This is a genomic window from Bacillus cereus, assembly GCF_007678085.1.
GTDB classification, from domain to species: Bacteria; Bacillota; Bacilli; order Bacillales; family Bacillaceae_G; genus Bacillus_A; species Bacillus_A cereus_BE.
The window spans coordinates 150,142-163,535 of record NZ_VEDW01000007.1 but is presented as its reverse complement, the minus strand read 5'-3'; the positions used below and the strand labels follow the sequence as shown (position 1 = coordinate 163,535).

Here is a 13,394-nt window from a genome sequence, read left to right as displayed (position 1 = left end):
TTCTGAATTTTCTATCACTAAGAACTAAAAATAAAAAGCCATCAAAAAGATGACTTTTTCATTATTATAAAATAGTGATTGCTTGTTTCCCCATTTGCTCCCAAGCTCTCTCAAACTCTGCACGCGGAACAGCCAAACGCGGATTATTTTTAAGCGGATCATTTACATACACAAAGTTTTGATCATATCCAATTACTACTACACTATGCTCAAAATATGTAATTTTCACTTCGCCAGAGCTTGTATTCCATGTTTCAAAACTACTCTCAGCTAGTGGTTTAAACGTTGTATTAATAATGACCCATACTGGCGACCCAGAACTAACTACTTTATACATATCTTGCACGTCTCTACCTGTTAAATTAACTACTTTTCCAGGAATATATTTTTCTGCTAAATTAAAAATGGGTTGATTATATACACCATATCCTGGCTCGGTCTTCGTATAAATATTTCCAACGAATCCCTCATAAGGATTTCCACGTAAACCATTTTGTTCAAATGGAACACGATGAATCTCGCTAGCAAGTTGCATCTTATCTACTTGTATACCTTTGTATTGTAGCAACATAGCCAAACTTGTAACTTCACATCCACGAGGTAATTCTGGTAACTGTTTTATAAACGGAACATTTTCAATCATAGTCGCTTCTTTCATTTCAGATAGAAACTCTAAACGGAACACTTGCGCCTTTTGTATAATTTTATCTTTTCCTATAAAAAACGCGGCAGCAAATATAATTCCAAAAACAAAAAGATATTTTAACTTTTTCATTTTAAACAAAACTCCATTAATTATTATTTTACAGACATACCTCTTATCATTGTACCTTTCTTCTTACTAGTTTGCTAGAAAGATTCTGTGAATTATTGTTCACACTTTCATCGTTATAAAATTCTAATTATTTTTAATAAAAAGAAAAAACGATATACTTTTCTGAATATTTTTGCTAAAATCAAAATAATTAACATAGTGAAGATATCACCTTGTTAATAAAAATATTCTTAAAGTATTTAGTCATAGTTCGCATTTTTACATACTCCATTCATTTCATAATAAATAAACCGAGTATGTGTCACATCCCCCACTAATGATTAAAAACTCGGAATGAAAATCAATTCATACATACAAGAAAATAACGAGGTGAGGGGCATATGAATCAACAAGTAGAACAAACAGATTTAAAACGAACAATGAAAAGTAGACATCTATTTATGATTGCACTTGGTGGCGTTATTGGAACTGGCCTATTTATGGGATCTGGTCAAATCGTCCATAATGCCGGTCCTGGCGGTGCTATTCTTGCATTTTTAGTCGGTGGATTTGTTATGTATTTAACGATGTTATGTCTTGGTGAATTATCCGTTGCTATGCCAGAAGCAGGTTCATTCCAAAGCTATGCAAGCAAATTTATTTCACCTGGTTTTGGATTTGTTGTCGGTTGGATGTATTGGTTAAATTGGGCTGTTACAGTTGGGGTAGAGTTAACAACTGTAAGTATTTTAATGAAACGTTGGTTTCCAGACGTTTCTTCTTGGATTTGGTGTGTTACATTTGCAGTTGCACTCTTTCTTGTAAACGCATTATCAGCAAAGGCATATGCAGAAGCAGAATTTTGGTTCGCAAGTGTAAAAGTCGCGACCATTGTTATTTTCATCGCACTCGGTGGTGCAGTTATGTTCGGTCTACTAGATTTTAACGGAAAACCAGCGCCAATGCTTCACAATTTCACTGAAAATGGTGGATTATTTCCAAATGGTGCATTAGCTGTTCTTCTTACGATGATTACAGTAAATTACTCCTTCCAAGGAACAGAATTAATCGGAATTGCTTCAGGAGAAAGTGAAAACCCTGAAAAAACAATCCCAAAAGCGATTAAAAATACCATTTGGCGAACTCTCTTCTTCTTCGTCCTAGCAATAGCAGTTGTTGTAGGTTTACTCCCATGGCAAGAGGCTAATCTAGTCGAAAGTCCATTTGTGCTTGTATTTGATGTGGCTGGTGTTCCATATGCAGCTGACATTATGAACTTTGTTATTATTACAGCGGTATTATCCGTAGCCAACTCTGGTCTATACGCAAATTCTCGTATGCTTTGGGCGATGGCAAAGCAAGGAATGGCAAGTCCAGCTTTTACAAAGTTAACGAAAAAAGGTGTGCCACTAAACGCATTAATTTTCAGTCTACTCTTTGCAAGTTTGTCTCTATTAACAAGTATATTTGCGGCAGATACTGTCTTTTTAGTTTTAACATCTATTGCAGCTATGGCCGCTGTCGTAGTTTGGATGTCAATCGCGGCTTCACAGTTTTTCTTCCGTAGAAACTTCTTAAAAAACGGCGGAGACATTAACGATTTAAAATATCGCACACCGCTTTATCCAATCGTTCCAATCGCAGCATTCTCACTCAACTTCATTACATTTGTTAGTTTAGCTTTCATCCCAGATCAGAGAATTGCTCTTTATTGCGGCATTCCATTTATGATCTTTTGTTACATTTTATACCAATTAAAATATAAAAAAGTTGTCACATTTGAACAACAAATACACCTAAAAAAAGAAGTAAACTAAATATACAAAATATTCAGCTATCTTTCTTATGATAAGATAGCTTTTTTCTATTTCTTGGATATCTTGGTATAACTTTATTTATCTTAAAATTTTCACAATCACGTTTTTCTCTGGAAAATAGTTTACAATGTAATCAAGTTACAAATGATATTCACCTTAAAAAGTGTGCATTTGTGTCTATTTTTTAACAATATCACAAAAACTATTGCCATCTATAAATTAATAGGTTTATATTGTTTTATTGGCATAGTTTCAATCCAAGGAGAAAGGAGATTTTCAATCGTGCAACTAAAGAAAACGTTTTGGAAGCTGGCTTCGCTTCTTCCGTTATCATTACTTCTGTTCCTCGGTGGCTGTGATAAGAAACTCGCAGTATTAAATCCGCAAGGACCTGTTGCAAAAGCACAGTATGATTTAATTGTTTGGTCATTCTTGCTTATGTCATTAATTATCGCAATTGTATTCATCTTGTTTACAGTCATCTTGATTCGTTATCGTGAAAAACCAGAGAATATGGACTATGAGCCACCTGAACAACACGGTAACACATTATTAGAAATCATTTGGACGCTTGTTCCTGTTATTATCGTTATCGCATTATCGATTCCAACAGTAAAAGCAACTTATGCTTCGGAAGAGGTTCCGAAAGAGTCCAAACATATTAAACCAGTGGAGATTTATGTTACATCTGCAAACTGGAAATGGTTATTCAGTTACCCAGAGGAAAAAATTGAAACCGTTAACTATTTAAACATCCCAGCTGGTGTACCAATTCAATTCAAACTGACTTCTGTCGGCCCAATGAATGCTTTCTGGGTACCAGAACTTGGTGGTATGAAGTACACAATGGATGGCATGATTATGGACCTTTATTTACAAGCTGATAAGCCAGGTTCTTACCTAGGTCGTAGCGCGAACTTCTCTGGTGAAGGATTTACTCATATGGAGTTCGAAGTTGAAGCAAAAACTAAAGAGAAATATGACAAGTGGGTTAAAGAAGTACAACAAACTGCTCCTAAACTAACAGAAGATAAGTACAACGAAATTGTTAAACCTGGTGTAGTTGGTCGTATGACATTCTCTAGCCATCACTTAAGTTATGTAGATCCAAAATCACTTGAATATTGTGATTACAACTACTACAAAAACAAAAAATAATAGCTATAATTCCAACAGATTGGAGTGAACACAGTGAAGCTTGATGAATTCTTTGTCACAGGTGACCCGATTATTTACGGTGCAGACGCTTCTATCGTTCTTGTGACATTAGCAATCATTTTCGTACTAACAAAGTATAAAAAATGGAAATGGCTTTGGGACGAATGGTTAACAACTGTTGACCATAAAAAGATTGGGGCCATGTATATTATCTCTGCGGTTATTATGTTATTCCGTGGTGGTATGGACGGTTTAATGATCCGTGCACAGTTAACATTCCCAGAAACAACTTATTTAAACGCTGAACACTATAACGGAATCTTCACAACACACGGTACAGTTATGATTCTTTTCATGGCGATGCCATTCGTTATGGGATTAATGAACCTTGTAGTACCATTACAAATTGGGGCTCGTGACGTTGCATATCCGTTCTTAAATGCTTTAAGTTTCTGGTTATTCTTTGTCGGAGCAATGTTATTCAACATCGCTTTCGTAATCGGTGGTTCTCCAGACGCTGGGTGGACTTCTTACTTCCCAATGGCAGGTACAGAGTTTACTTCTGGTGTAGGAAATAACTACTACGCAATTGCATTACAGATTTCAGGTCTCGGTACGTTAATGACAGGTATTAACTTCCTAGTTACTATCTTAAAAATGCGTACACCTGGTATGACTTTAATGAGAATGCCAATGTTTACTTGGTCAATCTTAATTACAACAATTATCATTATTTTCGCTTTCCCAGTATTAACAGTTGCTCTTGCATTAATGACATTTGACCGTCTATTCGATGCTCACTTCTTTACGATGGCGAGCGGCGGTATGCCGATGTTATGGGCCAACCTATTCTGGGTATGGGGTCACCCTGAAGTATATATCGTTATTTTACCGGCATTCGGTATTTTCTCTGAAATCATTAGTACATTCTCACGTAAACGTCTATTCGGTTACAGTGCGATGGTATACTCAATGGTTGCAATTTCTTTACTAAGTTTCGTCGTATGGCTTCACCACTTCTTCACGATGGGTGCAGGTCCAGCGGTTAACTCATTCTTCTCGATTTCGACAATGGCGATTTCGATTCCAACCGGTGTTAAGATCTTTAACTGGTTGTTTACACTGTATAAAGGACGTATTCGTTTTACAGTTCCAATGCTTTGGTCATTGGCATTTATTCCAAACTTCGTAGTCGGTGGGGTTACAGGGGTTATGCTTGGTATGGCAGCAGCTGATTATCAGTACCATAACAGCTACTTCCTAATCGCTCACTTCCACTACGTATTAATCGCAGGTACAGTATTTGCTATGCTTGCTGGATTCACATTCTGGTATCCAAAAATGACTGGTCATATGTTAAATGAACGCCTAGGTAAATGGACATTCTGGATCTTTATGAGCGGATTCAACATCTGTTTCTTCCCAATGTACTTCTTAGGTTTAGACGGTATGACTCGTCGTATGTACACTTACTCTGAAAGTCTTGGATGGGGATGGCTAAACCAAATCGCATCTGTTGGTGCGGTAATGATGGGTATTGGTTTCCTACTTCTTTGTTACAACGTAATTTGGAGTGCTCGTCACGGTGAACGTGACACAACTGGAGATCCATGGGATGGCCGTACACTTGAATGGGCAACTCAATCTCCTGTACAACATTACAACTTCGCGCAACTTCCTGAAATCAAAGAAGCTGATGCTTTCTGGTACATGAAAAAACGCGGAGAAACAGTTACACCAGCAGCAGAAGATATTAAACCAATTCACATGCCAAGTAACTCTGGTGTGCCTATTATTGCGTCTTTATTCTTCGGTCTTGCAGGTTTCGCATTAGTATTTAGCTGGTTCTGGCTTGCAGCAATCGGCGGCGTTGGTATTTTAGCTTGCTTAATCTATCGTTCATTCGATTACGATGACGGTTACTATATCAGTGTTGATGAAATTAAAAAATCAGAACATGTAGCATGAGAGGTGAAATGATATGGCGGCTTTAGATAAAAGCTTACCTTTGGAATATCAATCCGAGCAAAGCAGATTGAATATCCTAGGATTCTGGATTTTTCTTGGGGCTGAAATTATGCTGTTCGCAACACTTTTCGCCTCTTATCTAGTACTTGCTGGTCGTACGGCAGATGGCCCAACACCAGCACAACTGTTTGAACTTAAAACGCTTTTAATTCAAACATTACTACTTTTAACAAGTAGTTTCACATGTGGTATCGTAATTCACGAAATGCGTAAGCACAATCAAAAAGCAATGCTTGGATGGTTCATCCTTACATTACTTTTAGGTGCAGGTTTCCTATTCTTTGAAATCGAAGAGTTCATTTTGTACATCGGTGAAGGCGCAACAATTCAAACAAGTGCTTTCCTATCTGCATTCTTCGTTCTTCTTGGAACGCACGGAGCCCACGTAACAGGCGGTATCATTTGGGCAATTTGTGTTATTATCCAAATTTTAAAACGAGGTTTAACACCAGTTACAGCTCGTAAAGTATTCATTATCAGCTTATACTGGCATTTCCTTGATCTTGTTTGGGTCTTTATTTACACACTAGTTTACTTGAACGGGATGGTGGCGTAAATGGGTCAAAATAACAACCAAGCAAACGGGCACGCACATAGCGGATTCCCTTGGTCACACGTTTTCGGATTTATTTTATCGCTTGCACTAACGTTTCTAGCGTTATATGTGGCACTTTATACAAACCTGCCACTTTCAACGATCTTAACAACTATTATCGTAATGGCTGTTGCGCAAGCGTTGTTACAATTAATTATGTTCATGCATTTAAAAGAAGGAGAAGGAAGAGTTCAAATTCTTACTATGATATACAGTTTCTTCGTTGCAACAGCAACAGTTGGTTTAACTGTATGGATCTTCTTCTCAATGTAATGTACATGAAAAGACTGCTGAGGTTTCTCAGCAGTCTTTTTTTATTCCCTCCCCTATTACATCCACTTTACGGAATTAACAACAGAATCATGAAAAATATACTTATTATGACAAATGTTAAGAAAACTCTTTCTTTATGAAATCGAATCCATATGCGTTGCTTTTCTACCTATTATATGGCTAAATAAGTACTATATTTATTTGAAGGGAGAGAACGCAATGGAACATCACACTTCTGTTCTATCACTTATGGTTGTCGTTGCAATCGCGTTTTTCGTTCCCCTTTTGTTACAACGCTTTAAATTAAAAGCACTTCCTGTCGTTGTTGCAGAAATCATCGCAGGAATCTTTGTAGGTAAAAGTGGGTTTAATATTATTGAGCCAGATATGTGGCTTCAAGTCTTATCGACACTAGGATTTATCTTCTTAATGTTCTTAAGCGGTTTAGAAATTGATTTTTCTATCTTTAAACAAAAAGGGAAAAAGAATACGACAAACGAACCAAACACATTCCAAGCAGCAAGCATTATCTTCTTATTTATTTTCATCTTATCTTATGCCCTATCATTACTATTCGTATGGCTAGGATTCGTAGATAATGCAATGTTTATGACTTTAATTATTTCAACTATTTCTTTAGGTGTTGTTGTACCAACATTAAAAGAAAATAACTTAGGAAAAACGGCAATCGGACAAATCATTTTATTAGTCGCTGTTATTGCAGATTTAGTTACAATGATTTTACTTGCTGTATTCGTCGGATTAAATTCCGAAAGCGGCCAAAGTATGTGGCTCCTTCTTCTTCTATTCGGCGCTGGTATTGTTATTTACTTCGTTGCAAAACGCTTTAAAAACATTCCATACTTAGATAGCTTAAAAGCTGGTAGTGTACAAATTGATACACGAGCTGTTTTTGCACTCATCTTAATATTAGTTGGGTTATCTGAATCTGTTGGAGCTGAAAATATTTTAGGTGCCTTCTTAGCAGGTGTACTTGTATCGTTATTATCACCAAATGAAGATATGGTTGAAAAGCTTGATTCCATCGGCTACGGTTTCTTCATTCCTATTTTCTTCGTGATGGTTGGCGTAAACTTAGAGGTTTGGTCTATTTTTAAAGAACCTTCTAGTATGCTAATGATCCCAATTTTAATTGTAGGACTCTTTATCTCAAAATTGTTACCATCACTCGTTTTACGAAAATGGTATCCACGTAATATCGTACTAGGAAGTGCCATCTTATTAACATCGACACTTTCTTTAGTTATTGCAGCTGCACAAATTGGTGAAAAACTAGGAATCATCAGTCCAAGTTTATCTGCTTCGCTGATTTTAAGCGCAGTTATTACTTGTATTTTTGCACCTATATTATTTAAAAAAATGTTCCCGAAAGTAGAAACACCAAAACCAAAAGTTTCTATTATTGGTGCGAGCAGAATTACCCTTCCGTTATCACTTGATTTAAAACGAGAAGATTATGACGTAACACTTTATATGATGCGTCAAAATAAAATAAATGATGAGGAAGCGAAATCACATGACTTCCCTATCGTAAAATTAGATGACATCACGATCGCATCATTAACTGAACAAACAGCATTTAACGCAGACCGCGTTGTTGTTGCAACAAGTGATGATGAGCAAAACTTATTATTAGCAGAACACGCAAAAGAACTAGGTGTTGAACATGTTATTGCAAGTGTAGAAGATCCTCTTCTACAAGAAAAAGCAACGCAAGAACATATCGCTGTATTCTCAACAATTAACTCTACACGCATTCTATTACGTGCACTTATTGATAAACCAAGTCTCGTTCGCTTAATTACAACAGCAAACGAAACAGTCCGTGAAGTTGAACTACGAAGCAATAAATATAACGGCGTGGCACTTCGCCGCCTTCCGTTTTTAGGCGATGTACTAGTCATTCAAATTTATCGCGGGAATAAAGCATTAATTCCGCATGGTGATACGAGACTACAGCACGGTGATACATTGCTTGTCACAGGTTCAAAAGAACATATTGATACGTTGAAAAACATATTAGAATAGAAAATGCCCCTCACATAATTGAGGGGCATTTTTTTCATTTCATATGGTAAAATGTTACTATCACATATTATGGGGATGGATCACATTATGTCTATTGTAACTTTAGCTCTTTTATTATTAGCGGAAATACTCATTGCCATTATTCTCATCGGTGTTAGCATTGAAATTTGCAGTTACGGATGGAAAAAATCGAATGGAATAAAATACTCTTGCCTCTTACTTTCACTCCTTCTCGGAACTGCTAGCATACTCGGACTTTTCGCCGCACCTGCCTATTTCTTTATACAATTAACAGAAAACGCCTTATAAGAAAGGATGTTCATATGATTACCGTGAAAAACATTGATGGATCTGAAACTTACGTATTACGTCAAAAAATTTTACGCCCGAATCAAACATTAGCAGATTGTAAATACCCTTCCGACTATGAAACAGACACCTTCCACTTAGGTGCATTTATAAACGATGAACTGATTAGTATCGCTTCCTTCTCAAAAGAAATATATCCTGACTTACTAGCAGGTGTTCATTATCGTCTAAGAGGAATGGCCACATTACCTGAATTTCGAAACAAACGTGCTGGAAGCTCCTTAATTCAGAAGGCGGAGCAAGTCTTGCAAGAACGCCAAGCAAATATATTATGGTGTAATGGCCGCATTACTGTAGCTGACTATTACAAGCGCTTAGGCTTCCAGGAATATGGTGAAATCTTTGAAATTGAACCGATTGGCCTTCATAAAGTACTATATAAAAAAATATAAGAAAAGCTTTCCGCAATATCGGAAAGCTTTTCTTATATTTCAATCTTCACTTTTTATTCTTTTCATATATATGTATATAAACAAACTAGGAACTAAAAAACTAGCAAACATAATAAGTCCTGTTATACTAATTTCTTTTATCGAAATATCCGGTGTTACAATGATACAAATAGCTAAAATCCCAATAACAATACCTACTGGAATGAATAATAGCTTCCTAAAATAACTACGAGATACTCCCCCTGTATGCTCATACACTTCCACCGAGTTTTTTAAGTTTAAAAAGTTGATAACTATTATCCCGACCATAAATACCATTAATAAATCTGAAACACTTTCATATCCTGCATCTTGCAAAACATAGCGATAAAACACAATACCTAGTATGACGATATTTTGTAAGATGAAAACGAGTCTAATATGTTTTAGCCCCTCAATCATTAAACGTTCATCTTTCACCATTCTCATCCCCTCACTTCTCTTCCTCCCAAAATAAATCATTCAATGTTTTGTCTACCGCATAACAAATTTTCAAACATAAATCTAAAGACGGGTTGTATTTCCCCTTCTCAATTAAACTAATCGTTTGCCTTGTAACGCCTACTTTTTCTGCTAATTGTTGCTGTGTTAAATCTAACTGAACACGCGCGACTTTTATTTTGCTTACAGCCATTCATGTTCCTCCTCTATCCTTATTGTAACATATATATTCCATTATGTAATTTATATTTTACTTAATTGACTATAATTTCACTTTATCTCGCTATTTATAAGCAGGAACATCCCTACTTCAATATTCGGCTAGAGCAAAATAGTTCGGCGGGAAATTAACTGCCCCCACTGATTATAGTTTCACTTTATTATACACAAAAAAAGAGCCTCTCATAAGAAGCTCCCTCTCCTATATCTATATTATATGAATAAATGACATCCAAATAAAATTGTAAATAAGTATAGTAACGGATGTACTTCCATACCTTTTCCTTTCACAATTTTTAAGACTGGATACACTAAAAATCCAATTGCAATTCCATTCGCAATACTAGACGTTAACGGAATACCAACGAAGATTAAAAATGCTGGTAATGCATCATCAAATTCATTCCAATTAATATCACGAAGACTTTGCGCCATTAAACTACCTACAATAATTAATGAAGGAGCTGTAATAGCGGCTACACTTGATAAAGAAGCAATAACAGGGCTGAAGAATGCCGTTATAACCGTTAGGCCAACTACTACAATACCTGTTAATCCTGTTTTACCACCTGCAGCAATACCAGCTGACGATTCAATCGTCGCTGCTGTTGGGCTTGTCCCAAAGATAGAGCCTGTAGTCCCGCCAATTGCATCCGCAATAAACGCTTTACCAAAACGTTTCTCTGTATTATCTGTAATTAAACCTGCTTGTTTAATTAAACCGAGTAATGCACCTGTTGTATCAAATAACAGTACAAGTAAAAATGAAAATACAACGCCATATAATCCATATTCAATGACATCTGAAAAGGCGTTGATTGGATTTGAAACGATAATTCCCTCTGGTAAATGAGGCATCGCAACAATTTTATCCGTAAACTTCAGTTGCCCTGTAAAGAAGGCGATAATTCCCGTCACAATCATACTAATAAATAATGCACCGCTCACACGCAATGCCATTAATACCGCCGCTAAAATCAAACCAATTAAAGTTAAAATAACGGCTGGAGAATGGAAGTCACCAATCGTAACTAAGTTAGATGGATGATCAACGATAATTCCAGATAGACGTAATCCAATAAAAGCAATAAATAACCCAATCCCACCTGCAATCGCATGTTTTAAACTGTCAGGAATTGCGACAATTAGCTTTTGCCTAAATGAAGTGAATGATAATAAAAGAAAAATGATACCTGTTACAAATACTGCTGAAAACGCAATGACATATGTAATCCCCTCTGCCTGTTGAACAACAGAATAAGCAAAATACGCATTCATTCCCATAGCTGGAGCAATAACAATTGGATAGTTAGCTAAAAACGCCATACATAGCGTCCCTACAACCGTCGCAATAATAGTTGCCGTAAAAGCTTGATCAAATGGTACACCTGCATCAGATAATATTTTCGGATTGATGACAAGAATATACGCAAATGTAAAAAAAGTTGTGATGCCAGCTAAAAGCTCTTGCTTCACAGAAGTGTTATATTTTTGTAATTGAAACATGGTTATGTACCCTTCCTACATCTAAATTATTATCACACATTCTTTTCTTACTAGTATGTGAGAAAATATAATACTTAATCTTAACAATCAATAAAAAGAAGAGTCAATATATTCGCTAATAGTTCGAATTTTAAGTTTAAGTCTGACAAGTATAGATGTAGTACAGTTAACTATGTTTATTTTTGTAGCATAACAGATAGAAATGTTTTATAATTTGAAATAGTTAAATATTTAGCAAACGCATTCAAATATCGTTCACTCTACAAGGGGGATTCTTCTTATGCAGCAAACAAACAAATCTGGAACTTTAAACCGAGGTTTAAAAGAACGACATATTACTTTAATGTCACTCGGTTCAGCTATTGGCGTTGGACTATTTTTAGGATCCGCTTCTGCTATTAAGCTAGCTGGCCCTTCTATTCTACTAGGCTATATGATTGCTGGACTCGTTATTTTTTTCATTATGCGAGCACTCGGAGAAATGGCAATTGAACAACCTGTTGCCGGTTCTTTTAGTAAATATGCTTATGATTACCTTGGACCGCTAGCTGGCTATATTACCGGTTGGAACTACTGGTTCTTATGGGTTGTGACTTGTATGGCTGAAATTACAGCAGCTGGCATTTACATGCAATACTGGTTCCCTGATATTCCGCGCTGGACTTGGGCTTTACTCGCTCTATTATTAATGAGTGCTTTCAACTTTTTATCCGTAAAAGTATTTGGAGAACTTGAATTTTGGTTTGCTCTCATCAAAATTGTCACAATTATCTGTATGATATTAGTTGGTGCTGGTATTATTTTATTCGGATTCGGAAACGGCGGTATCGCTACCGGCATTTCTAATCTTTGGTCACATGGTGGCTGGTTCCCAAATGGTTTTTCCGGGTTACTACTCTCCATGCAAATGGTGTTATTCGCTTATTTAGGGGTTGAATTAATTGGGGTTACAGCGGGTGAAGCACAAAATCCGAAAAAAACACTCGCAAAAGCAATCGATAACGTATTTTGGAGAATATTACTGTTCTACGTTGGGGCTCTATTCGTTATGATGGCAATTTATCCATGGAACGAACTTGGTGAGAAAGGAAGTCCATTCGTATTAACATTCCAGCAAATCGGTATCGCAAAAGCAGCAGGAATTATTAACTTTGTCGTATTAACAGCAGCTCTTTCTTCTTGTAATGGTGGTTTATTTAGTACAGGCCGTATGCTATATACATTAGCTCAGCAGAAAAAAGCTCCTGAAAGATTCGGTCGTTTAAATAAAAATGGCATTCCAAGTCAAGGGATTGTAGCAACAGCTACCGTCTTACTCGTTGGTGTTATATTAAACTATCTTGTGCCCGCAAAAGTATTTACATGGCTCACTAGTATTTCAACTTTCGGAGCGATTTGGACTTGGGGCATCATTTTAATCGCTCAAATTAAATTCCGTAAAGGATTGCAAACTGATCAAAAGGACAAGCTAACATATAAAATGCCTTTACATCCATTCAGTTCATATTTCTCACTCGCTTTCCTTGCACTAGTATTAGGTATAATGGCGTATTCAGAAGATACAAGAATTGCATTGATTGTTGGTCCTATTTGGCTTATTGGTTTAGCTATCGTGTATTACATGAAAGGGTTCCATAAAATTGACGAAACACCTAATTCAAAAATTAGTTAAGCCCAAAATCTCTTCCTATTTACTAGGAAGGGATTTTTTCATTATTCACACAAATATTTCTCAATTAAATTAACGCTATCTT

The 13,394-nt window shown here is 36.3% G+C and carries 13 protein-coding genes; 9 read left to right on the top strand and 4 right to left on the bottom strand.

Annotation, left to right across the window (positions count from 1 at the left end; translation table 11 throughout):
- Window positions 1–64 precede the first annotated feature (64 nt).
- Window positions 65–775, bottom strand: a complete 711-nt coding sequence (locus FS742_RS25070) for a C39 family peptidase (protein WP_144615861.1) — start codon at window positions 773–775, stop codon at window positions 65–67.
- Between the two features lie 380 nt (window positions 776–1,155).
- Here FS742_RS25070 and FS742_RS25065 point away from each other — a divergent pair, with 380 nt between their 5' ends.
- From FS742_RS25065 to FS742_RS25030, 8 genes are all read left to right on the top strand, one after another.
- Complete coding sequence (locus FS742_RS25065; RefSeq protein WP_144615859.1) at window positions 1,156–2,571, top strand: amino acid permease; 1,416 nt, start codon at window positions 1,156–1,158, stop codon at window positions 2,569–2,571.
- 282 nt (window positions 2,572–2,853) lie between these two features.
- On the top strand, window positions 2,854–3,729 hold the full coding sequence (locus tag FS742_RS25060) for a cytochrome aa3 quinol oxidase subunit II (protein ID WP_048527849.1): 876 nt from the start codon (window positions 2,854–2,856) through the stop codon (window positions 3,727–3,729).
- A 33-nt stretch (window positions 3,730–3,762) separates the two neighbouring features.
- Window positions 3,763–5,697, top strand: coding sequence for a cytochrome aa3 quinol oxidase subunit I (qoxB, locus tag FS742_RS25055; RefSeq protein ID WP_048527848.1), 1,935 nt, complete (start codon window positions 3,763–3,765; stop codon window positions 5,695–5,697).
- A gap of 13 nt (window positions 5,698–5,710) precedes the next feature.
- Entirely contained in the window at window positions 5,711–6,313 is a 603-nt protein-coding gene (qoxC, locus tag FS742_RS25050; RefSeq protein ID WP_048527847.1) for a cytochrome aa3 quinol oxidase subunit III, read from the top strand.
- The gene (gene qoxD, locus FS742_RS25045) at window positions 6,314–6,625 is read left to right on the top strand and encodes a cytochrome aa3 quinol oxidase subunit IV (protein WP_000531382.1); all 312 of its coding nucleotides are present in this window, start codon (window positions 6,314–6,316) and stop codon (window positions 6,623–6,625) included. It abuts the gene before it with no gap.
- Between the two features lie 219 nt (window positions 6,626–6,844).
- Window positions 6,845–8,674 (top strand): monovalent cation:proton antiporter family protein, encoded by a 1,830-nt coding sequence (locus FS742_RS25040; RefSeq protein ID WP_144615857.1) that lies wholly within the window; start codon window positions 6,845–6,847, stop codon window positions 8,672–8,674.
- 51 nt (window positions 8,675–8,725) lie between these two features.
- Window positions 8,726–8,983, top strand: a complete 258-nt coding sequence (locus FS742_RS25035; protein ID WP_144615855.1) for a DUF4022 family protein — start codon at window positions 8,726–8,728, stop codon at window positions 8,981–8,983.
- Between the two features lie 14 nt (window positions 8,984–8,997).
- On the top strand, window positions 8,998–9,435 hold the full coding sequence (locus FS742_RS25030; protein WP_144615853.1) for a GNAT family N-acetyltransferase: 438 nt from the start codon (window positions 8,998–9,000) through the stop codon (window positions 9,433–9,435).
- Window positions 9,436–9,474: 39 nt separating this feature from the next.
- On the opposite strand, the gene FS742_RS25025 is transcribed toward FS742_RS25030, so the two are convergent.
- The 3 genes from FS742_RS25025 to FS742_RS25015 form a co-directional block, all read right to left on the bottom strand.
- Window positions 9,475–9,903, bottom strand: a complete 429-nt coding sequence (locus tag FS742_RS25025) for a hypothetical protein (RefSeq protein ID WP_144615851.1) — start codon at window positions 9,901–9,903, stop codon at window positions 9,475–9,477.
- Between the two features lie 4 nt (window positions 9,904–9,907).
- On the bottom strand, window positions 9,908–10,108 hold the full coding sequence (locus FS742_RS25020) for a helix-turn-helix transcriptional regulator (protein WP_144615849.1): 201 nt from the start codon (window positions 10,106–10,108) through the stop codon (window positions 9,908–9,910).
- Window positions 10,109–10,347: 239 nt separating this feature from the next.
- Window positions 10,348–11,640, bottom strand: coding sequence for an NCS2 family permease (locus FS742_RS25015; RefSeq protein ID WP_144615847.1), 1,293 nt, complete (start codon window positions 11,638–11,640; stop codon window positions 10,348–10,350).
- Between the two features lie 280 nt (window positions 11,641–11,920).
- Between FS742_RS25015 and FS742_RS25010 the strand changes: the two genes are divergently transcribed.
- Window positions 11,921–13,312 (top strand): amino acid permease, encoded by a 1,392-nt coding sequence (locus FS742_RS25010; RefSeq protein WP_144615845.1) that lies wholly within the window; start codon window positions 11,921–11,923, stop codon window positions 13,310–13,312.
- Window positions 13,313–13,394: the final 82 nt, after the last annotated feature.

What these genes read in the sequence shown, in the direction of transcription:
- FS742_RS25070 (WP_144615861.1), bottom strand. Translation starts at nt 775, where the DNA reads ATGAAAAAGTTAAAATATCTTTTTGTTTTTGGAATTATATTTGCTGCC.
- FS742_RS25065 (WP_144615859.1), top strand. Translation starts at nt 1,156, where the DNA reads ATGAATCAACAAGTAGAACAAACAGATTTAAAACGAACAATGAAAAGT.
- qoxC (WP_048527847.1), top strand. Translation starts at nt 5,711, where the DNA reads ATGGCGGCTTTAGATAAAAGCTTACCTTTGGAATATCAATCCGAGCAA.
- qoxD (WP_000531382.1), top strand. Translation starts at nt 6,314, where the DNA reads ATGGGTCAAAATAACAACCAAGCAAACGGGCACGCACATAGCGGATTC.
- FS742_RS25040 (WP_144615857.1), top strand. Translation starts at nt 6,845, where the DNA reads ATGGAACATCACACTTCTGTTCTATCACTTATGGTTGTCGTTGCAATC.
- FS742_RS25035 (WP_144615855.1), top strand. Translation starts at nt 8,726, where the DNA reads ATGTTACTATCACATATTATGGGGATGGATCACATTATGTCTATTGTA.
- FS742_RS25030 (WP_144615853.1), top strand. Translation starts at nt 8,998, where the DNA reads ATGATTACCGTGAAAAACATTGATGGATCTGAAACTTACGTATTACGT.
- FS742_RS25025 (WP_144615851.1), bottom strand. Translation starts at nt 9,903, where the DNA reads ATGAGAATGGTGAAAGATGAACGTTTAATGATTGAGGGGCTAAAACAT.
- FS742_RS25020 (WP_144615849.1), bottom strand. Translation starts at nt 10,108, where the DNA reads ATGGCTGTAAGCAAAATAAAAGTCGCGCGTGTTCAGTTAGATTTAACA.
- FS742_RS25015 (WP_144615847.1), bottom strand. Translation starts at nt 11,640, where the DNA reads ATGTTTCAATTACAAAAATATAACACTTCTGTGAAGCAAGAGCTTTTA.
- FS742_RS25010 (WP_144615845.1), top strand. Translation starts at nt 11,921, where the DNA reads ATGCAGCAAACAAACAAATCTGGAACTTTAAACCGAGGTTTAAAAGAA.